This window comes from Streptomyces sp. NPDC087422 (assembly GCF_044744145.1).
GTDB lineage: Bacteria > Actinomycetota > Actinomycetes > Streptomycetales > Streptomycetaceae > Actinacidiphila.
In genome coordinates this window covers 755,009-774,104 of the sequence record NZ_JBIUXT010000004.1, presented here as the reverse complement: position 1 = coordinate 774,104, position 19,096 = coordinate 755,009, and the positions used below count along the sequence as shown (strand labels likewise).

General features: G+C 73.3%; 19 protein-coding genes. 13 read left to right on the top strand and 6 right to left on the bottom strand.

Features of this window, described 5'->3' with window-relative positions:
* Positions 1-18: 18 nt before the first annotated feature.
* On the top strand, positions 19-780 hold the full coding sequence (locus ACIO6U_RS16765) for an ABC transporter permease (protein WP_188281751.1): 762 nt from the start codon (positions 19-21) through the stop codon (positions 778-780).
* Positions 777-2,903, top strand: a complete 2,127-nt coding sequence (locus tag ACIO6U_RS16760; RefSeq protein WP_401719618.1) for a TOMM precursor leader peptide-binding protein — start codon at positions 777-779, stop codon at positions 2,901-2,903. Before ACIO6U_RS16765 ends, ACIO6U_RS16760 begins: the two co-directional genes overlap by 4 nt.
* 126 nt (positions 2,904-3,029) lie before the next feature.
* Here the strand turns inward: ACIO6U_RS16760 and ACIO6U_RS16755 are convergent, their stop codons facing one another.
* A complete protein-coding gene (locus ACIO6U_RS16755) occupies positions 3,030-3,218 on the bottom strand; it encodes a thiazolylpeptide-type bacteriocin (RefSeq protein WP_093711265.1) in 189 nt (62 codons plus the stop codon).
* A 176-nt stretch (positions 3,219-3,394) separates the two neighbouring features.
* On the opposite strand from ACIO6U_RS16755, the gene ACIO6U_RS16750 reads away from it, so the two are divergent.
* The 8 genes from ACIO6U_RS16750 to ACIO6U_RS16715 all read left to right on the top strand — a co-directional run bounded on the left by ACIO6U_RS16750 (position 3,395) and on the right by ACIO6U_RS16715 (position 10,030).
* Positions 3,395-4,804 (top strand): amidohydrolase, encoded by a 1,410-nt coding sequence (locus ACIO6U_RS16750; RefSeq protein ID WP_401719614.1) that lies wholly within the window; start codon positions 3,395-3,397, stop codon positions 4,802-4,804.
* 22 nt (positions 4,805-4,826) lie between these two features.
* Complete coding sequence (locus ACIO6U_RS16745) at positions 4,827-5,096, top strand: hypothetical protein (RefSeq protein WP_355338956.1); 270 nt, start codon at positions 4,827-4,829, stop codon at positions 5,094-5,096.
* Complete coding sequence (locus ACIO6U_RS16740; RefSeq protein ID WP_317452687.1) at positions 5,093-5,488, top strand: helix-turn-helix domain-containing protein; 396 nt, start codon at positions 5,093-5,095, stop codon at positions 5,486-5,488. The genes ACIO6U_RS16745 and ACIO6U_RS16740 overlap by 4 nt, the downstream gene beginning before the upstream one ends.
* 102 nt (positions 5,489-5,590) lie before the next feature.
* Positions 5,591-6,160 (top strand): 2-oxo-4-hydroxy-4-carboxy-5-ureidoimidazoline decarboxylase, encoded by a 570-nt coding sequence (uraD, locus tag ACIO6U_RS16735; protein ID WP_401719611.1) that lies wholly within the window; start codon positions 5,591-5,593, stop codon positions 6,158-6,160.
* Entirely contained in the window at positions 6,157-6,534 is a 378-nt protein-coding gene (gene uraH, locus ACIO6U_RS16730; protein WP_391049462.1) for a hydroxyisourate hydrolase, read from the top strand. Before uraD ends, uraH begins: the two co-directional genes overlap by 4 nt.
* A 5-nt stretch (positions 6,535-6,539) precedes the next feature.
* Positions 6,540-7,478, top strand: coding sequence for a factor-independent urate hydroxylase (pucL, locus tag ACIO6U_RS16725; protein ID WP_355338965.1), 939 nt, complete (start codon positions 6,540-6,542; stop codon positions 7,476-7,478).
* Between the two features lie 11 nt (positions 7,479-7,489).
* Positions 7,490-8,860 carry an 8-oxoguanine deaminase gene (locus ACIO6U_RS16720; protein ID WP_401719607.1) on the top strand — a complete coding sequence of 457 codons (1,371 nt, stop codon included), beginning with the start codon at positions 7,490-7,492 and terminating at the stop codon, positions 8,858-8,860.
* Positions 8,861-9,238: 378 nt separating this feature from the next.
* Positions 9,239-10,030: an SDR family oxidoreductase gene (locus ACIO6U_RS16715; RefSeq protein WP_401719766.1), complete on the top strand. Its 792-nt coding sequence runs from the start codon at positions 9,239-9,241 to the stop codon at positions 10,028-10,030.
* Here ACIO6U_RS16715 and ACIO6U_RS16710 read toward each other — a convergent pair.
* From ACIO6U_RS16710 to ACIO6U_RS16700, 3 genes are all read right to left on the bottom strand, one after another.
* Positions 10,011-10,499: a GNAT family N-acetyltransferase gene (locus tag ACIO6U_RS16710; protein WP_401719604.1), complete on the bottom strand. Its 489-nt coding sequence runs from the start codon at positions 10,497-10,499 to the stop codon at positions 10,011-10,013. The two genes, ACIO6U_RS16715 and ACIO6U_RS16710, sit on opposite strands and share 20 nt — an antisense overlap.
* A gap of 76 nt (positions 10,500-10,575) precedes the next feature.
* Positions 10,576-12,195 (bottom strand): malate synthase A, encoded by a 1,620-nt coding sequence (aceB, locus tag ACIO6U_RS16705; RefSeq protein ID WP_401719601.1) that lies wholly within the window; start codon positions 12,193-12,195, stop codon positions 10,576-10,578.
* Positions 12,196-12,324: 129 nt separating this feature from the next.
* On the bottom strand, positions 12,325-12,990 hold the full coding sequence (locus ACIO6U_RS16700) for an NTP transferase domain-containing protein (RefSeq protein ID WP_401719598.1): 666 nt from the start codon (positions 12,988-12,990) through the stop codon (positions 12,325-12,327).
* A 118-nt stretch (positions 12,991-13,108) separates the two neighbouring features.
* Between ACIO6U_RS16700 and ACIO6U_RS16695 the strand changes: the two genes are divergently transcribed.
* Entirely contained in the window at positions 13,109-14,827 is a 1,719-nt protein-coding gene (locus tag ACIO6U_RS16695) for a hypothetical protein (protein WP_401719595.1), read from the top strand.
* A gap of 72 nt (positions 14,828-14,899) precedes the next feature.
* Positions 14,900-15,217 (top strand): DUF5955 family protein, encoded by a 318-nt coding sequence (locus tag ACIO6U_RS16690; protein ID WP_355338983.1) that lies wholly within the window; start codon positions 14,900-14,902, stop codon positions 15,215-15,217.
* Positions 15,218-15,296: 79 nt separating this feature from the next.
* Here ACIO6U_RS16690 and ACIO6U_RS16685 read toward each other — a convergent pair whose 3' ends face one another.
* Entirely contained in the window at positions 15,297-16,091 is a 795-nt protein-coding gene (locus ACIO6U_RS16685; protein ID WP_401719592.1) for an IclR family transcriptional regulator, read from the bottom strand.
* Positions 16,092-16,298: 207 nt separating this feature from the next.
* On the opposite strand from ACIO6U_RS16685, the gene allB reads away from it, so the two are divergent.
* The gene (gene allB, locus ACIO6U_RS16680; RefSeq protein ID WP_401719589.1) at positions 16,299-17,660 is read left to right on the top strand and encodes an allantoinase AllB; all 1,362 of its coding nucleotides are present in this window, start codon (positions 16,299-16,301) and stop codon (positions 17,658-17,660) included.
* A 74-nt stretch (positions 17,661-17,734) separates the two neighbouring features.
* Here allB and ACIO6U_RS16675 read toward each other — a convergent pair whose 3' ends face one another.
* Positions 17,735-19,090: a GH1 family beta-glucosidase gene (locus tag ACIO6U_RS16675; RefSeq protein WP_355338992.1), complete on the bottom strand. Its 1,356-nt coding sequence runs from the start codon at positions 19,088-19,090 to the stop codon at positions 17,735-17,737.
* Positions 19,091-19,096 lie beyond the last annotated feature (6 nt).

Below are 19,096 nucleotides of genomic sequence, written 5' to 3'. Positions count from 1 at the left end.
CGGAACGGAGCACCGTCCATGACCACCACCACCGCCTACTCCGCGCTGACCAGGGCCACATACCTGGCGTCGATACGCGACCGCACCACCGTCTTCTTCACCTTCGCCTTCCCGCTGGTCTTCCTGGTCGTCTTCGGTCTGCTCTTCCGCGGCCAGTCGGTCGACGGGGGCCTGGCGTACATCAACTACGTGGCACCCGGCGTGCTCTCGTGGGGCGTCGGCAACGCGGCGCTGTTCGGCCCGGCCTTCGCGCTGATGCACTGGCGGCGCGACGACATCCTGCGGCTGATCTGGCGTACGCCCACGCCGCTGCCCACCGTCCTCGCCTCGCGCTTCGTGGTCGCCGTCGTGGTCGGTCTGTCGCAGGCGGTGCTGTTCACGGCGGTCGCGCTGCTGCCCTTCTTCGGCCTTCACCTGGACGGGAGTTGGCCGCTCGCGCTGCCGCTGCTGGTCTTCGGCGTCGCCGCCTTCCTGGCGATGGGCCTGGTCGTCGGCAGCCTCGCCGACACCCCGGAGGCGGTCGCCGCCATCGCCAACTGCGTGATGGTGCCGATGGCGTTCCTGTCCGGCTCCTTCTACCCGGCGGACCTGCTGCCCGGCTGGATCCAGACCATGTCGTGGGTGCTGCCGCTGCGTTACCTCGACCACGGCCTCACCGATGTGCTGGCGGGGCGCGCCGACTTCGCCTCGCTCGCCGTCGACTGCGGCGGCCTGGCCGCCTTCACCGTCGTCTTCGGGCTGATCGCCGCCCGCACCTTCCGCTGGAGCAACCGGACATGAGCCTCGACACCGCGGTACGGCCCGCTCACGTGCCCGAGATCCCCGGGCAGACGCCGCTGGAGTCCGCGGGCCGCGACCTGGAACGACGGCTGGCCGCGCGAGCCGCCCGCGCCGCCGCGCCCGCGCCCGGGACCGCCGTCGTCGGCGGCACCGATGTGCTGCGCCCGGAACCGGCCGAGACCGCGGGGCGACGCGCCCGCGCCACCGTGCACCTGACCGCCGACGCCGTGCTCCTCGGCCCCTGGGGCGGCTCGCCCGCCGAGTCCGCCTGCGGCACCTGCCTGGCCATCCGCTGGCAGCGGCTGCGCACCCGTACCGAACGCGAGGCGCTGGAGACGGGCCTCGCCCGTACCGCCGCCGGGCGCTGGCCCGTGCTGCCCGACTTCACGGTCGACGCGGTCTGGGCCCTCTACGAACTGACCCTCGGGCGGAAGGCGGGGGCCGGTTCGGAGACCGGTTCGGAGACCGGTTCGGAGACGGGGGCCGGGACCGGCGGCCACGACCTGCCCCGGGTCACCCGGTACGACCTGGAGACCGGCCTCGTCCAGACCGTGCCCCTGCTCGCCGATCCGCTGTGCCCGCACCCGCACGGCGCCCCGCCCGCGACGACCGCACCGACCCGGCCCGACCTGCCAGCACCCGACGCGGCGGCCCTCGACGTATCCTCCGCCGACGTATCCGGTACCGGCCCGTCCGGGCCCCACCCGTCCGGGCCCGGGCACTTCCTCGCCACCGGGCCGGAGGCCGAGCCCTTTCCCGTCTCGCGGCACAAGCCCACCCCCGACAGCTACCGGCTGCGGTCACCCGGCGCGTACGCCCTGCCGACCGCCGCGCTCGCCAACCCCGTGTGCGGGGTGCTCGGCGCGGGCACCTGGAGCGATGTCACCTCGCCGACCACCGCGCCTGTCGCGGGCAGCGTCTTCATGCGCGGTTACGCGGGCCTGACCGACGTCACGTGGAGCGGCCAGGCCAACTCCTTCGCGCACAGCAGGGACTTGGCGTTCCTCGAAGGGCTGGAGCGGTACGCGGGCACCCACCGCAGGGAGACCGGCGGCATCGTCACCGACTCGTACGACAACCTCGGCGACGCGGCCCTCGACCCGCGCGACTGCGGGCTCTACACGCCGGAGACCTACGCCGCCGACCCGATGATCGCGCCCTTCGACCCCGCGCGGCCGATCCCCTGGGTACGCGGCTGGTCGCTGCGCGACGAGCGGGAGGTGCTGGTGCCGGCCCGGCTGGTCTACTACAGCGCGGGCACCGCCGCCGACCACTTCGTCTTCGAGTGCTCCAACGGCTGCGCGATCGGCAGTTGCCTGGAGGAGGCCGTGCTGTTCGGCCTGCTCGAACTCATCGAGCGCGACGCGTTCCTGCTCGGCTGGTACGGCAACGCCCGGCTCACCGAGATCGACCTCGGCTCCTGCCGCAGCCCGGTGGTGCGCGCCATGACCGACCGGGCGGCGCTGTGCGGCTACGACGTGCACGCCTTCGACAACCGCATCGACCTCGCCGTGCCGGTCGTCACCGGCCTCGCCGTCCGCCGCGACGGAGGCCCCGGCACGCTCGCCTTCGCCGCGGGCGCCGCCTTCGACCCGGAGACCGCGGTGGAGTCGGCGGTCTCCGAGATCCTGACGTATCTCCCGCACCTGCCACGGCAGGTGACGGAGCGTCCGGCCGAACTGGAGGCGATGGCCGAGGACTTCGACCTCGTCCGCCGACTCCCCGACCACGCGGCCCTGTTCGGCCTGCCGCGGATGAGGGAGCACGTCGGCAGCTACCTGGAGCCGCCCGCCGTACGGCCGTTGGACGAGGTCTACGCGCGGTGGGAGCGGGACCGGCCGCGCGGGCTCGACCTGCGCGACGACGTCCTGTGGTGCCGGGACGAACTGGCGCGCGCCGGATGCGATGTCGTCGTGGTCGACCAGACCACCCCGGAGCAGCGGCGGATGGGCCTGCGGACGGTCTGCACGCTCGCGCCAGGTCTGCTGCCGATCGACTTCGGCTGGCCGCGGCAGCGCGCGCTGACCATGCCCCGGCTGCGGACCGCACAGCGCCGCGGCGGCCTGCGCCCCGACGACCTGCGCGACGACGAGGTGCGCCGCGTGCCGCACCCGTTCCCGTAGGAACCCGTAGGAACCCGCAGGAACCCTGAGGAATCTCCGAGGAAACCGACGATGACGACGCCGCGACATGACTACTCCGCGGACCGGGGAGGCCGGTCCGCGGAGCGTGAAGCGGGTGGTGGCTCGTCAGGCGGTGCAGCTCGTGGTGCTGGTGGTGCTGGAGCAGGTGCTGGTGCTGGAGCAGCTCGTCGACGAGCCGAGCATGACCTCGCTGGCGTCCGAGTAGTCGGTGATCTCGAAGGTCTCCGACTCGAGCTCCAGGATCTCCTGGGCCAGAGAGGCGAGCGGCGTGTCCAGCTTGGAGATGTCAGCCATGATGACTCCTTCTCAGCAGGGAGCGCGGCCCACGACGGGCCGGCCCCATCTTTCTACGCGCGTCCACTGGCGAATCACCCTGCCGCCCGCTGTCATCCCGCTTGCACCGCCCGCCGCCCCTGTCACGTGACCCGCATTCCGGCACCCCCGCCCCCGACCCCCGCCCGGAGCGCCCGATGAACCCGCCGACCGGACCCACACCCGTATCCCCGCCCGTCTCAGGAACCGTCTCCGACGCCGTCCTGACCCGCGCCGCCGAGCTGTATCTGGACCTGCACCGGCACCCCGAGCTGTCCGGGGCCGAGGAGCGCACCGCCGCCCGCTTCGCCGCCGCGCTCAGGGCCGCGGGACTGCGCGTCGAACGCGGCGTCGGCGGCCACGGCGTGGTCGGGGTGCTGGCCAACGGCCCCGGCCCCGTCGTCATGCTCCGCGCGGAGCTGGACGCCCTCCCCGTACGCGAGAACACCGGCCTGGCGTACGCCAGTTCCGCCACCGCCGCGGGACCCGACGGCGCCCCCGTCCCCGTCATGCACGCCTGCGGCCACGACATGCACCTGGCGTGCGCGGCGGGCGCGGCGGCGTCGCTCGCGGGGGCCGCCGACCGGTGGCAGGGCACGCTCGTCGTCGTCGGCCAGCCGGCCGAGGAGACGCTCAGCGGCGCCGCCGCCATGCTCGCCGACGGCCTCTACCGGCGCTTCCCCGTGCCCGACGACGTGCTCGCGCAGCATGTGGTGCCGCTGCCCGCGGGCATGGTCGCGCACGCGCAGGGCCCGCTGCTCGCGGGCAGCGTCACCCTGGAGATCGTGCTGTACGGCCGCGGCGGCCACGCCTCCACACCGCAGTTCGCCGCCGATCCGGTGATCACCGCGGCGGCGGTCGTCCTGCGCCTCCAGACCGTCGTGTCGCGCGAGACGGGCCCCGGCGAGCCGCTGGTGCTCACGGTCGGCTCGGTACGGGCGGGCACGCCCGGCGCGGGGAACGTCATCGCGGACTCCGCGACCCTCCAGGTGACCGTGCGGGCCTTCTCCGACGCCGCGCTCGACCGGGCCGTGGCCGCCGTCCACCGGATCGCGCGCGCCGAGTCCGCCGCCTCGCCCGACCCGCAGCCGCCCGCCCCCGACCTGCGCGTCCTGTCCCGTTCCTGCCCCACCGTGCCCGACGCCGAGCTGACCACCGCCGTGCGCCGCGCCCACGAGGCCGCCTTCGGTCCGCAGCGCGTCACCCGCTGGCAGCCGTCGACGGCCACGGAGGACTTCGCGCTGTACGGCGACGCGGGCCGCGCGCTGCACGGCGTGCCGGGGATACGGACCGGCTACTGGATGCTCGGCGCGGTCGGCCCCCGGCAGTGGGTCGAGGCGGGCCGCGGCGACACGGACACGGCCGGGCGGCTGGCGGCACTGCCGCCGAACCACTCCTCGCGGTTCGCCCCGCACCCCCGCCTCACCCTCGAAGCGGGTATCGCGGCGATGACTGTGGCGGTACAGGCCCGTATGCCGTCGGTTAAGGTCGCATCGACCGCGTCGAGCGTATCGACGACGCCGTCCCGGCAGGACCGTCCGGCAGGGCGGGGGACGGCGGGCACGTAGCGCAGCCACCCGAGGGGCCCTGGTGAGACTGAGGCTGGAATTCACGACCGAGCCGTTCGACCTGGACGAGCCGCCCGAGCACGCGGTGGTGGCCCGTGAGGTGGTCGAGGGCGCGTCGCTCGACGCGGTGGACGTCGGCCCGTTCGGCAACACCGCCGAGGGCGAGGCCGACGCGGTCGTCGCGTCCGTCGCGGAGCTGCTGCGGCGCACGCTGGCGGCGGGCGCCACCCGGGTGTCGCTCCAGGTCAACGTGGTCGCGGCGGCCGGGCGGGCGCAGGAGGACGGCAAGTGACGGGCACCGGGGGGCACCCCTTCGCCGCGGCGGTGAAGCCGCTGGTGGACGCGATGGGCGCGGAGATGGTCGCGCCGGACGAGGCGCGCGGCGACGACGTGGTGCTGAGCTGGGAGGGCGAGGAGGTGGTGGCCGTCCGGCTGCCCCATCTGGCCGACTCCCTCGACCACCTGCTGGCCGACCTCGAACGCCGGCACGGCTCGCTGCCCGCCCTGGGCCGCAAGGACAAGCAGACCGTCGTCCGCATCCTGGAGGAGCGCGGCGCCTTCTCCGTGCGGCACGGCGTGGAGACCGTCGCGTCCGCGCTCGGCGTCAGCCGCTTCACCGTCTACAACTACCTGAACAGGGAGAACGCCCTGAACAGCGAGAAGAGTGCCCGCGAGAGCGAGTGACCGGCCGTTGTTTCCTCTTCCGTCCGCTCCCGGACGGCTTTGTTACCGGAAGTTTTCAACAAACTGTTGACGTCGTACGGCGGCGGCTCTTAGCTTGCGACTGTGACTTCCAGCGCATCGCCGGGTCTTTCCCGGCTCAATGAGGCCACCTCGTCAGCGGCGTCCGCGCTGCTCCACGAGGTGTGCGCCAGTACGGCGTGGGACGCCGCGCTGGCCGCCGGACGGCCGTACGACCGCCTCGACGACCTGCTCGCGGCGAGCGACACCGCCATGGCGGCGCTCACCGCGGACGACCTCGCGCAGGCGATGGCCGGACACCCGCCGATCGGCCGCCCGACCCCGGGCGACGCCACGTCGGCGCGGGAGCAGAGCGGGGTCGGCGCGGCCGAGCGCGAGGAACTGCTCGCGCTCAACCTGGCCTACCAGGACGCGCACGGCCATGTCTTCCTGATCTGCGCCACCGGCAGGACCGGTGAGCAGATGCTGGCCGCCCTCAAGGAGCGGATCGGCAACGACACGGACACCGAACGCGAGATCGTCCGCGCCGAACTGGGAAAGATCAACCGCATCCGGCTCACCCGCCTCGCCGGAGCCGGAGCCGATACCGGGACCGGCACCGGTGCCACCGCCGGAGCCGCACGCGAGGCCGCGTCCGAAGGAGATCCCTCATGACCGACACGTCGGTGTCCACGCACATCCTGGACACGAGCGTCGGCCGCCCGGCGGAAGGCGTGCCCGTCCATCTGTCGGTGCGCGCCTCGGCCGGCGGGATCTGGTCGCCGCACGGGTCGTCGAAGACCGACGGCGACGGCCGCTGCAAGGATCTCCCGGCCCTGCCGGAAGGCACCACCCACGTACGGCTGCACTTCGACGTGGAGCCGTACCTCACCCGCCAAGCCAACGCACAGCAGGACGCCCCCCGCGCAAGGGACAGCGGAGCTTTCTTCCCGGAGGTGGCGATCGTCTTCGCCGTCAGGCCGGGCGAGCACTATCACGTACCGCTGCTGCTCAATCCGTTCGGCTACTCCGTATACCGAGGGAGCTAGCACCGATGACCGCCACTTCCCGCCCGTCCCATCCGGTTTTTCTCGGCCAGAACCAGTACGGCAAGGCAGAGAACCGTGTCGTCAGGATCACCCGCGAGGGCGGCACGCACCACATCAAGGACCTGAACGTCTCGGTCGCGCTCTCCGGCGACATGGACGACGTGCACCTGTCCGGCTCCAACGCCAACGTGCTGCCGACCGACACCACCAAGAACACGGTGTTCGCCTTCGCCAAGGAACACGGCATCGAGTCCGCCGAGCAGTTCGGCATCCACCTCGCCCGGCACTTCGTCACCAGCCAGGAGCCGATCAAGCGGGCGCGGATACGGATAGAGGAGTACTCCTGGGAGCGGATCGCCGCCTCCGAGGCGGGCTCCCGCTTCATCGGCGCCGACGAGATCCAGCACTCCTTCGTCCGCAAGGGCCAGGAGACCCGCACCACCGAGGTCGGCTACGACGGCGAGAACTGGCAGGTCGTCTCCGGCCTGAAGGACCTGGTGGTCATGAACTCCACCAACTCCGAGTTCTGGGGCTTCGTCAAGGACGAGTACACGACCCTCAAAGAGGCGTACGACCGCATCCTCGCCACCGAGGTCACCGCCCGCTGGCGGTTCAACTGGACCAGCGACGAGCGGCGCGCCCCGCAGTGGGAGAAGGCGTACGGGCAGGTCCGCACGGACCTGCTGGAGGCGTTCGCCGAGACGTACTCGCTCTCGCTCCAGCAGACCCTCTACGCGATGGGCTCGCGGGTCATCACCAGCCGCTCCTACGTGGACGAGGTCCGGCTCTCGCTGCCCAACAAGCACCACTTCCTGGTCGACCTGGAGCCGTTCGGCCTCAAGAACGACAACGAGGTCTATCTCGCGGCCGACCGTCCGTACGGCCTCATCGAGGGCACCGTGCTGCGTGACGGCGCCGAGCCCCGCATCCCGGTGACGGACTGAGAGGCACCACCATGAGCAACCGCATCGTCATCGAGAACTGCGGCGTCGCGACCGTCGACGCCGACGACACCGAGTACGCCACCGGGCACGTCGTCGTCGCGGACAATCTGATCGAGTCCGTCGGAGCGGGCCCCGCACCGGCCGGTCTGGAGAACGTCACCCGCCGGATCGACGGCACCGGACACCTCGTCACCCCCGGCCTGGTCAACACCCACCACCACTTCTACCAGTGGATCACCCGCGGCCTCGCCCAGAACAGCAACCTCTTCAACTGGCTGGTCGAGCTGTACCCGACCTGGGCGCGGATCGACGAGCGGATGGTCTACGCGGCGGCCTCCGGCTCGCTCGGCGTGATGGCCCGCGGCGGCGTCACCACCGCGATGGACCACCACTACGTCTTCCCGCGCGGCGCGGGCGACCTGCTCGGCGCCGAGATCCGCGCCGCCGCCGAACTGGGCGTGCGCTTCACCGCCGCCCGCGGCTCGATGGACCGCGGCAAGAGCGACGGCGGACTGCCGCCGGACTTCGCGGTGGAGACCACCGAGGGCGCGCTGCTCGCGACCGAGGAGGCCATCGACACCCACCACGACGCCTCCTTCGGCTCGATGCTGCACATCGCCGCCGCGCCCTGCTCGCCCTTCTCGGTCTCCACCGAACTGTTGCGCGAGGCCGCGGTGCTGGCCCGCCGCAAGGGCGTCCGGCTGCACACGCACGGAAGCGAGACGGTGGAGGAGGAGAAGTTCTGCCACGAGCTGTTCGGCATGGGCCCGACGGACTACTTCGAGTCCACCGGCTGGCTCGGCGACGACGTGTGGATGGCGCACTGCGTCCACATGAACGACTCCGACATCGCCGCCTTCGCCCGGACCGGGACCGGCGTCGCGCACTGCCCGTCGTCCAACGCCCGGCTCGCCGCGGGCATCGCCCGGGTGCCCGACATGCTCGCCGCCGGGGTCCCGGTCGGCCTCGGCGTGGACGGCACCGCGTCCAACGAGTCCGGTGAACTCCACACCGAACTGCGCAACGCCCTGCTCATCAACCGCCTCGGCGGCGGCGAGAAGGCGCTGAACGCCCGTCAGGCCCTGCGCCTGGGCACGTACGGCGGCGCGCGCGTGCTCGGCCGTACCGCCGAGATCGGCTCCCTGGAGGCCGGGAAGCTCGCCGACCTCGTGCTGTGGAAGCTGGACGGCATCGCGCACGCCTCGATCGCCGACCCCGTCGCCGCGCTGGTCTTCGGCGCGGCGGCCCCGGTCACCCTGTCGCTGGTCAACGGCGTGCCGGTGGTCGAGAACAACCGGCTCACCCGCGCCGACGAGGACGCCATCGCGCGGCTGACCAGGACCGAGGCGCAGCGCCTCGCGCGGATCGCGGGCCTGGCGTAACACCGTAGGCACCGCCGCGAAAGCGACCGGTCGGGGAGGGACGGCCCCCGACCGGTAGCCGGACCCTGTCCTGACACGGGTCCGGCGACACCGCCCCCGGACCGTGGGACCACGGTCGGCCCCGCGGCTCCGGGGGCGGCGTCTCCCCGAAACCACGGCCCGCACCACGGCCCGCACCGGGCCGGGTGCCACGGCGGGTACGCGACGACCTCCCGCTCCGCGCCGTTTACTATGCGTTCAGCCGGACGTCCGCACCCCGCCGGGTGCGGGGCGCGGCAGGCAGGATCCCGCCACAGCCAGAGGTGAGCGCCCGTGAGCCCGACCGAGCCCGTATCCGCCGAAGGCTCCGCCGCCGAGCCCGCCACGGGGGCCGTCACCCTGGTCACCGGCGGCACCGGCACCCTCGGCCGCGCGCTGGTCGACCGGCTGCTCGCCGCCGGCCGCCCGGTACGCGTGCTCAGCCGCGGCCCGCGCGGGGCCGACGACGCGCGGCCGTACGAGTGGGCGGTCGGCGACCTGCGGACCGGCGTCGGCATCGACGGCGCGCTCTTCGACGGCGTCGGCACGATCGCGCACTGCGCGACCACCAACGGCCGCGGCGACGTCGAGGCCACCGAGCGGCTGACCGGAGCGGCGGTGCGCGCGGGCGGCGACCCGCACCTGGTGTACATCTCGATCGTCGGCGTCGACCGCGTCCCGCTCGGCTACTACCGCGCCAAACTCGCCGCGGAGACCGTCGTGGAGGAGTGCGGGCTGCCGTGGACGGTGCTGCGCACCACGCAGTTCCACGACCTGGTGGCCCGGCTCACCGTCGCGCAGCGGCGGCTGCCCGCGATCCTGACGCTGTCGGGAGTCAGCTTCCAGCCGGTCGACGTCACCGAGGTCGCGGACCGGCTCGCGGACCTGGCCGGAGGCGAACCCGTGGGCCACGCACCGGACTTGGGCGGTCCGCAGATCCGCAGCGCCGCCGATCTGACCCGCGCGACCCTGCGCGCGGCGGGCCGCCGCAGGCTCGTCGTACCGCTGCGGCTGCCCGGCGCCCTGGCGGGCGCGCTGCGCGCGGGCGGCAACCTCACCCCCGATCACGCCGACGGCCGGATCACCTACGACTCCTGGCTCGCCGCCCGTACCCCGCCGAGGAAGCCGGGGCTCACAGCGCCCGGTGCATGATGTGCAGGCCGACGTAGCCCAGACGCGGATGCCGGAACCCCTCGGGGACCGTACCGATCACCCGGAAGCCCAGTGACTCGTACAGCTTCACCGCGTACGTGTTGGACTCCACCACGGCGTTGAACTGCATGGCGCGGAAGCCCTCGCGCTCCGCCCAGCGCAGCGCCTCCTCGCACAGCGCGCGGGCCGCACCGCGGCCGCGGTGCGCGGGGTCGACCATGAAGCTGGCGCTGGAGACATGGGCGGCGTTGCCGCCCTGGTTGGCGTTCATCTTGGCGGTGCCGAGCACCGTGCCGTCGTCGCCGACGGCCACGACCGTCCGCGCGGGCGGCGCGAGCAGCCAGTAGTCCCTGGCCGTCGCCTCCGGGATGTCCGTCGGATAGCTGAAGGTCTCGCCGTCCGCGCAGATCCGCCGCAGGAACGGCCAGATCAGCGGCCAGTCGGCCTCGGTCACATCACGGATGAGCATGCGGAGCAGCATGAACGGCCGCCGGCGCCGGGTGCAAGCGCGTTTCGGCGCGGCGGCCGTTCCCGGGCGCCGGGGCTCAGTCCGCCAGCAACTCGTAGGCGGGCAGCGTCAGGAAGTCGACGTACTTCGCGTCGAGCGCCGTGCGCAGCAGCAGCTCATGGGCCTCGGTCCACTTGCCCGCCGCGAACGCCTCCTCGCCGATCTCCTCGCGGATCGCGGCGAGTTCGTCGGCGGCCACCCGCAGCACGAGGTCGTGGGTCGCTTTCTCGCCGTTCTCGAAGACGACCCCCGCGTTGATCCACTGCCAGATCTGCGAGCGGGAGATCTCGGCGGTGGCGGCGTCCTCCATCAGGTTGAAGATCGCCACCGCGCCGAGGCCGCGCAGCCACGCCTCGATGTAACGGGTGCCGACCTGCACCGCGTTGCGCAGCCCGTCGAAGGTCGGCTTCGCGTCCAGCGAGGCGATGTCGATCAGCTCGGCCGCGGTGACGTGCACGTCCTCGCGCAGCCGGTCCTTCTGGTTCGGCCGGTCGCCGAGGACCGCGTCGAAGGAGGCGCGGGCGATCGGCACCAGGTCGGGGTGCGCGACCCACGAGCCGTCGAAACCGTCCCCGGCCTCACGGTCCTTGTCCGCCCTGACCTTCTCGAACGCGACCTTGTTGACCTCCGCGTCGCGCCGGGACGGGATGAAGGCGGCCATCCCGCCGATCGCGTGCGCGCCGCGCTTGTGGCAGGTGCGCACCAGCAGTTCGGTGTACGCACGCATGAACGGGGCCGTCATCGTCACCGCGTTGCGGTCCGGGAGCACGAAACGGGCGCCGCCGTCACGGAAGTTCTTGACGATGGAGAAGAGGTAGTCCCAGCGGCCCGCGTTCAACCCCGAAGCGTGGTCGCGCAGTTCGTACAGGATCTCGTCCATCTCGTACGCGGCGGTGATCGTCTCGATCAGCACGGTCGCGCGCACGGTGCCCTGCGGGACGCCCACGTAGTCCTGCGCGAAGACGAACACGTCGTTCCACAGCCGGGCTTCGAGGTGCGACTCGGTCTTGGGCAGGTAGAAGTACGGGCCCTTGCCGAGGTCGATCAGCCGCTGGGCGTTGTGGAAGAAGTACAGGCCGAAGTCGACCAGGCCGCCGGGGATCTGCTCGCCGTCCACGGTGAGGTGGCGTTCCGGCAGGTGCCAGCCGCGCGGGCGCATCACGACGGTGGCCAGGTCCGCCGGGTCGCCGAGCGCGTACGACTTGCCCTCGGGGGAGGTGAAGTCGATCCTGCGCTCGTAGGCGTCGATCATGTTGACCTGGCCGCCGATGACGTTCTCCCAGGTGGGGGCGGAGGCGTCCTCGAAGTCGGCGAGCCAGATCCGCGCGCCGGAGTTCAGCGCGTTGATGGTCATCTTGCGGTCGGTGGGGCCGGTGATCTCCACCCGGCGGTCGTCGAGCGCGGCGGGCGCGGGGGCGACCCGCCAGTCGCCGTCCCGGATGTGCGCGGTCTCCGGGAGGAAGTCGAGGGTGCCGGTGCGGGCGATCCCGGCGCGCCGCTCCTGGCGGCGGGCCAGCAACTCGGCGCGGCGGGGCGCGAAACGGCGGTGCAGCTCGGCGAGGAACACCAGCGCCTCGGGGGTCAGCACCTCCTCCGCGCGGGGGACGGGCCCGGCGGCCTCGGAGACGACGGCCGGAGACGGCGCTGATGCGGACATGCTGTCACTGCTCCAGAGTGCGAGTGTGTCTGGCGCCCGCCGGGGTGCGGGACTGGCACCGGGTGCCAGGGCCGGTCCGAGGTACGGGCGGTTCTGCAAGGTGGAGTATAGATTTCACAGTGCGGAAGTTCAACGCTTTGTGGCACGGGGTGCAGCCGCAGGCTCCGCCGGGTCCGGGGCGGGCCGGAGAAGCCCCAGGTCGGCGGGGGTGTCGATATCGGCCGGGTCGCCGATGTCACCGCACTCCACGAGCACGGTGTGGTCGGCGTGCTCGCGCAGATACGTACGCGCCCCGCGGTCCCCGGTGGCGCTGCCCGCGACCCCGGCCCAGCGGGCGCCCCCGATCAGCACCGGGTGGCCGCGCCTGCCGTCGTACACCGCGCAGGCCAGGGCCGATGCCAGGGCCTCGCCTCCACCGGCCGCCGCCAGCACGCGGGCGACGGCCGCCGCGCCCACGCCGGGCTGGTCCACCAGGCCGATCAGCGCCGCGGCCGGGGCGTCGGCCGACGCCGCGAGCGAGGCGAGCCCGGCCCGCAGCGAGGAGCCCATGCCCTCCTCCCAGCGCGGATTGCGCACCACCGCGCAGCCGGAGAGGTCGGCGCGCTCCACCACCTCGTCGGCCGCCGCGCCCAGCACCACGTGCACCGGGCCGCAGCCGCCCGCGCGCAGCACCCGTACCGCGTGCTCCACCAACGGCCGCCCCTCGTACGGCAGCAGCGCCTTCGGCCGCCCGCCCAGCCGCCGCCCGCCACCGGCCGCCAGCAGCAGTCCGGCCACCTCGCCCTTTGTGTGCATAACTCCTGCATACCGTGACGGGACCATGGCCGAACAGGCCGCGGTCGGCGTGGCGTGTTCCGGTATCGTCGGCGTGAGGGCCGGAAGGGGCGGTGACCGGCCGAGGGAACGGGGACTGATGGGCGCTCAGCACTTCCAGCCGCTGACGGCCGAGGATCCGACCGGCGTCCCGGGCTACCGGATCAGCGCGCGGCTCGGCGGGCGCGTCTACCTCGCGCACGCGCCGGGCGGCATACCGGTCGCGCTCCGGCTGATCGACCGGCTCCCGCCCGACGTCCACGCCCTGCGGCAGGTGCACGGGCCCTACGTCGTCCCCTTCGTCGACGGCGGCGCCGACGACTCCGGCGCGGGCCCCTGGCTCGCCACCGCCTACGTCCCCGGCCTCTCGCTGCGCACCGCCGTCACCACCACAGGGCCGCTCCCCGTCCCCAGCGTGCTGCGGCTCGTCGCCGGAATCGCCGAAGCGCTGCGCACCATCCACCACCGCGGCCTCACCCACGCCGCCCTCACCCCCGCCCACGTCCTCCTCGCCGCCGACGGCCCGCGCGTCAAGGACTTCGCCCTGACGGGCGCGGCCGCGTCCGATACGTCAGCCGCCGCGTCGTCGGCGAGCCGGACGGCGCCCGCGGGTGCCGCGGAGGGCTTGCCCGCCCAGGGACCGGCGCCCGTCTCGCTCATGGGGGAACCCGTCGCCGACGAGCCGCCCGCCGCGGCGGCGTTCCTGGCGCCCGAGCAGCTGGCGGGGAAGACCGGGGGGCCCGCGGCCGATGTGTTCTCGCTGGGGCTGATCGCCGCGTACGCGGCCGTCGGAGGGGCGGCCGTCGGGGGCGGGGAGGCGGATCTCAACGAGCTGCCGGGGGAGCTGCGGGAGATCGTGACGCGGTGCCTGATCAAGGACCCCGCGCTGCGGCCGTCGCCCGCGCAGATCATCGCGATGTGCGCGCAGGCGGCGCCCGACGCGTCGCGGCGGCGGGCGGACCGGTGGCTGCCGCCCGCGCTGCTGGCGGCGATCGTTCCGGCGATGCCGCCGCCCGCGCCGCCGATACCGGTGGCGCCGCCGACCGGGCATCCGGGATCGCTGCACTACGGGTGGGCGCGGCCGAGCGCCGGGCACGTACCGTACCGCCCCCACCTGCCGCACTTGCCGCACCTCCCGCGCCCGCCCGCCCGGCGCCGGGGCGGCACCGTCCTGGCGGCGGTCGCCGCCCTGGCGGTCGTGGCCGCCGTCGGGGCCGTCCTCCTCGACCGCTCCGACGACGACCACCGCGCGAGCGGCGCGTCCACCGCCTCCACCGCGCCCGCCGCGGCGCCCACCACCTCGCCGCCGGACTCCGGCGCAGGAGGCGGGGACGCGACCGGCGCACCCGAGCAGCCGAGCGGCATCCGTTACGCGGGCATACGGCTCCCGGCGGGCTCGGGCCTGTCGCTGACCCAGGACCCGCCCGTGGTGCTCCCCGGCCCCTTCACCGGGGACATCGGCTTCACCCCGGAGCCCGAGGCGTTCGGCACCGACCCCGCCCACGGCACCGTCGCCCTGCTGGACCCGGCCGCGCCCGACACCCTCGCGGGCTGCCGCGGCGCCGCCGCCGCAAGCCCTTCCATCCCGCGGGACTCGGTGAGCGCGGGCTCGCGCGTCTGCGTACAGTCCGTCGACGGCACGGTCGCGCTGGTCGTCTTCCGCGCGCTGACGCCGAAGGGCGCTCCGGCACCCAGTGCCAGTCTGGACGTCACCGTGTGGCGGACCGAGGGGCGCAGCGCCGAGGCCAACCAGGACGGCATTCCAAACCCACAAGCGCTCGGCACCGTGAATTTGGCGCATTTTTCGAAGACCGTATAGCGCGACCGGCTTCGCTTCGCGTTAACTGATCGGCCCCGGAGGCCACGTCGGAGAACCGGGGGCGGAGTGGGTGTGAGGCAGAAGTACGCGCTGGGGGAGACACAGGTGGTCAGTGCGCCGGGGGCGGCGGAATTACGGGCGGCGGTGGCTCGCGTTCAACGGGAACTCGCGGCGTATCGCCCGGCGTTGCCGGACCGCGCCGTCGCGGAGGACGAGCTGGCCGTCCTGGCCAGGCTCGCCGCGCAGCCGGCGCCGGCCGCGATACGCGACGCCGAGGCCGTTCGGCACTCTCTTTTACTCGTCGCCGCCGCTCTCGGTTCGGTCAGCGCCCTGACCGAACCGCTCGCGGAGCTGCACGAAACGGTGGAGCGCGCGACGCCGACGTGCTGACCGTGCGGGTGCCGTTCTTCGCGGGCGCCGCCCGTGCGTGGGCCGGTCCCGGTCCATGGACGGGCGGAGGCCGTGCGCCTCAGGAGGACGGCGACGGCGCCGTGGTGGTGGCCAGGGCGAGCGACAGGGCCTGGGCCACCTCGTGGAGGACGGGGATGATCTTGTCGGTGGCGGATTCGGTGACGCGGCCGGCCGGGCCGGAGATGGAGATGGCGGCGGCGGTGGGGGAGTCGGGGACGGTGACGGCGAGGCAGCGGACGCCGATCTCTTGTTCGTTGTCGTCCACGGCGTAGCCCATCGCGCGGATGCGGCCGAGTTCGGTGAGGAAGTCGTCCGGGTCGGTGATGGTGCGGTCGGTGGCGGCGGGCATACCGGTACGGGCGAGCAGGGCGCGTACCTCCTCCGGGGGAACGTCGGCGAGCAGGGCCTTGCCGACGCCGGTGGAGTGGGGGAGGACGCGGCGGCCGACCTCGGTGAACATCCGCATGGAGTGGCGGGAGGGGACCTGGGCCACGTAGACGACCTCGTCGCCGTCGAGCAGCGCCATGTTGGCGGTCTCGCCGGTGGCCTCGACCAGTTCGGCGAGGTAGGGGCGGGCCCAGGTGCCGAGCAGGCGGGAGGCGGTCTCGCCGAGGCGGATCAGGCGGGGGCCGAGCGCGTAGCGGCGGTTCGGCTGCTGGCGGACGTATCCGCAGCTCACGAGGGTGCGCATCAGGCGGTGGATGGTCGGCAGCGGGAGCCCGCTGCTGGAGGACAGCTCGCTGAGCCCCACCTCGCCGCCCGCGTCCGCCATGCGCTCCAGCAGGTCAAAGGCCCGTTCGAGGGACTGGACGCCCCCGGCGCGGTCAGCAGACACGTGCGATCCCCTCGGCAAGGTCGGCGTTCGTCGGCAATCATGGCGGTGCGGTGGTACGGCGGTGCGGCAGTGCGCGAAGGCGTCGGCGGCCAGGTCACCAGCCGTGCCGACGGTGTTGCGAAATGCGGTTTCCGCTCTGCGGAAGCTTACACGCCCTTGACGGTGTGCGGGATCTTCCTGCACATTGCGTTTCAACGAATTGTTGAAGGTGTGGTGGGAGGGTACGTGAAGGACGCGGAGGAACTGATCCTGCGCTCGCGGCGCGTCGTGACGCCGGAGGGCGAACGGCCCGCGGCGGTCGCCGTCAGCGGCGGAGTGATCAGCGCGGTGCGGCCGTACGAGGCCCCCGACCCGGCCGGTGCGCGCGTGGTCGACCTCGGCGACGACGTCCTGCTGCCCGGCCTGGTCGACACCCACGTGCACATCAACGACCCCGGCCGCACGGAGTGGGAAGGCTTCGCGACGGCCACCGCGGCGGCTGCGGCGGGCGGCATCACGACGCTGATCGACATGCCGCTCAACAGCGTCCCGCCGACCACCACCACCGCGCATCTGACGGTCAAGCGGGACACCGCGCGCGGCCGGGTGCACACCGACGTCGGCTTCTGGGGCGGCGCCGTCCCCGGCAACGTCAAGGACCTCCAACCCCTGCACGACGCGGGCGTCTTCGGCTTCAAGTGCTTCCTGCTGCACTCCGGCGTCGACGAGTTCCCGCAGCTCGACCCGGCCGAACTGGAGGAAGCCCTCACCGAGTTGACCCGGTTCGACGCCCTGCTCATCGTGCACGCCGAGGACCCGGGGCTGATCGACGGCGCCCCGCGGCGCGGCGGCCCGCACTACGCCGACTTCCTCGCCTCCCGGCCGCGCGCCGCGGAGGACACCGCCGTCGCCGGTCTGATCGCGCTGGCCGAGCGGCTCGGCGCCCGCGTCCATGTGCTGCACCTGTCCTCCTCCGGGGCGCTGCCGCTGATCGCCGCGGCCAAGCGCGAGGGCGTCCGCGTCACCGTGGAGACCTGCCCGCACTTCCTCACCCTGACCGCGGAGGAAGTCCCGGACGGGGCAACGGAGTTCAAGTGCTGCCCGCCGATCCGCGAGGCCGCCAACCAGGACGCGCTCTGGCGGGCGCTGGCCGACGGCACCATCGACTGCGTGGTCTCCGACCACTCGCCGTCCACCGTCGACCTCAAGCGCAAGGACACCGGCGACTTCGCCGCCGCCTGGGGCGGCATCTCCTCGCTGCAACTCGGCCTGCCCGCGATCTGGACCGAGGCCCGGCGCCGCGGCCACACCGTCGCCGACGTCGCCCGCTGGATGTCCGCGGGACCCGCCCGGCTCGCCGGACTCACCGCCAAGGGCGCCATCGCCGCGGGCTACGACGCCGACTTCGCGGTCCTCGCCCCCGAGGAGACCTTCACCGTCGACCCGGCCCGTCTGCACCACCGCAACCCGATCACCGCCTACGCGGGCAGGACCCTGCACGGTGTCGTACGCGGCACCTGGCTGCGCGGCGAGCGGATCGCCGACCACGGCGCGGTGACCGGCGAGCCCGTCGGCCGGCTCATCGAACGGCCGGCCGACGGGAGTTGAGACCCCGTCAGGGGCGGGCGCGCGGAAGGGGTGCCGCATCCCCGGGACGGCACCCCTCATCCGCGACCGCGATCTCAGGCCGCGCGCCGCACCCGGCGCCGGTGGGCGGCGATGATGTCCGCGTAGCGGCGACCGCTGCCCTTGATCGTGCGCTTCTGCGTCGGGTAGTCGACGTGCACCAGACCGAAGCGCTTGTCGTAGCCGTACGCCCACTCGAAGTTGTCCAGCAGCGACCAGGCGTAGTAACCGGCCAGCGGCACCCCGCGGCGGACCGCCCTGGCGCAGGCGGCCAGGTGCTCCTCCAGGTAGGTGGCCCGCTCCGGGTCGTCGACCTGTCCGTCGGGACCGACGGTGTCGTGGTAGGCGGAACCGTTCTCCGTCACGAAGATCCGGCTCGCGCCGTACTCCTCGGAGAGCCGGACCAGAAGCTGCTCCAGGCCGTCGGCGTTGACCTCCCAGTCCATCGCGGTCCGCCGGACGCCCGGCAGGTACACCGACTTGGCGTACGGCGCGGGGCCCGTCGGGTCGTCCGTGATGACATTGCGGAAGTAGTAGTTCAGACCCAGCCAGTCCAGCGGAGCGGCGATCGACTCCAGGTCGCCGTCCTTGATCGGCAGGTCCACGCCGTACAGCTCCACCATGTCCTGCGGGTAGCCGCGGCCGTGGATCGGGTCCAGCCACCATCGGTTGGTGTGTCCGTCCGCGCGCCGGGCGGCGGCCACGTCGGCGTCGCGGTCGGTGGCGGGCTCGCACGGGCTGAGGTTGTTCACGATGCCGATCCGCAGATCGGAGTGGGCCGCGCGCAGCGCCTGCACGGCCAGGCCGTGGCCGACGTGCAGGTGGTACGAGGCGCGGACCGCCGCCGTCAGGTCCGTCCAGCCGGGGGCCATGGTGCCCTCCAGGTGGCCGATCCACGCCGAGCACAGCGGCTCGTTGAGCGTCGCCCAGTCCTTGACACGGTCGCCGAGCGCCTGCCCGACGACGGCCGCGTACTCGCCGTACCGCTCGGCGGTCTCCCGCTCGGGCCAGCCGCCCCTGTCCTGCTGCGCCTGCGGCAGGTCCCAGTGGTACAGCGTGGCGTTGGGCGTGATGCCCGCTTCGAGCAGGGCGTCGACCAGCCGGTCGTAGAAGGCGAGTCCGGCGGCGTTGACGGCGCCGGAACCCTGCGGGATCACCCGCGGCCACGCGATCGAGAAGCGGTAGGAGTCGAGGTCCAGGGCGCGCATCAGCTCCAGGTCCTCGGGCCAGCGGTGGTAGTGGTCACAGGCGACGTCGCCGGTGTCGCCGCCCGCGACCTTGCCGGGGGTTCGGGAGAAGGTGTCCCAGATGGACGGGGCCCGGCCGTCCTCGTCCACCCCGCCCTCGATCTGGTAGGCGGCGGTGGCCGCGCCCCAGACGAAATCGGCGGGAAGAGAGCTGAGGTCGTTCACAAGCAG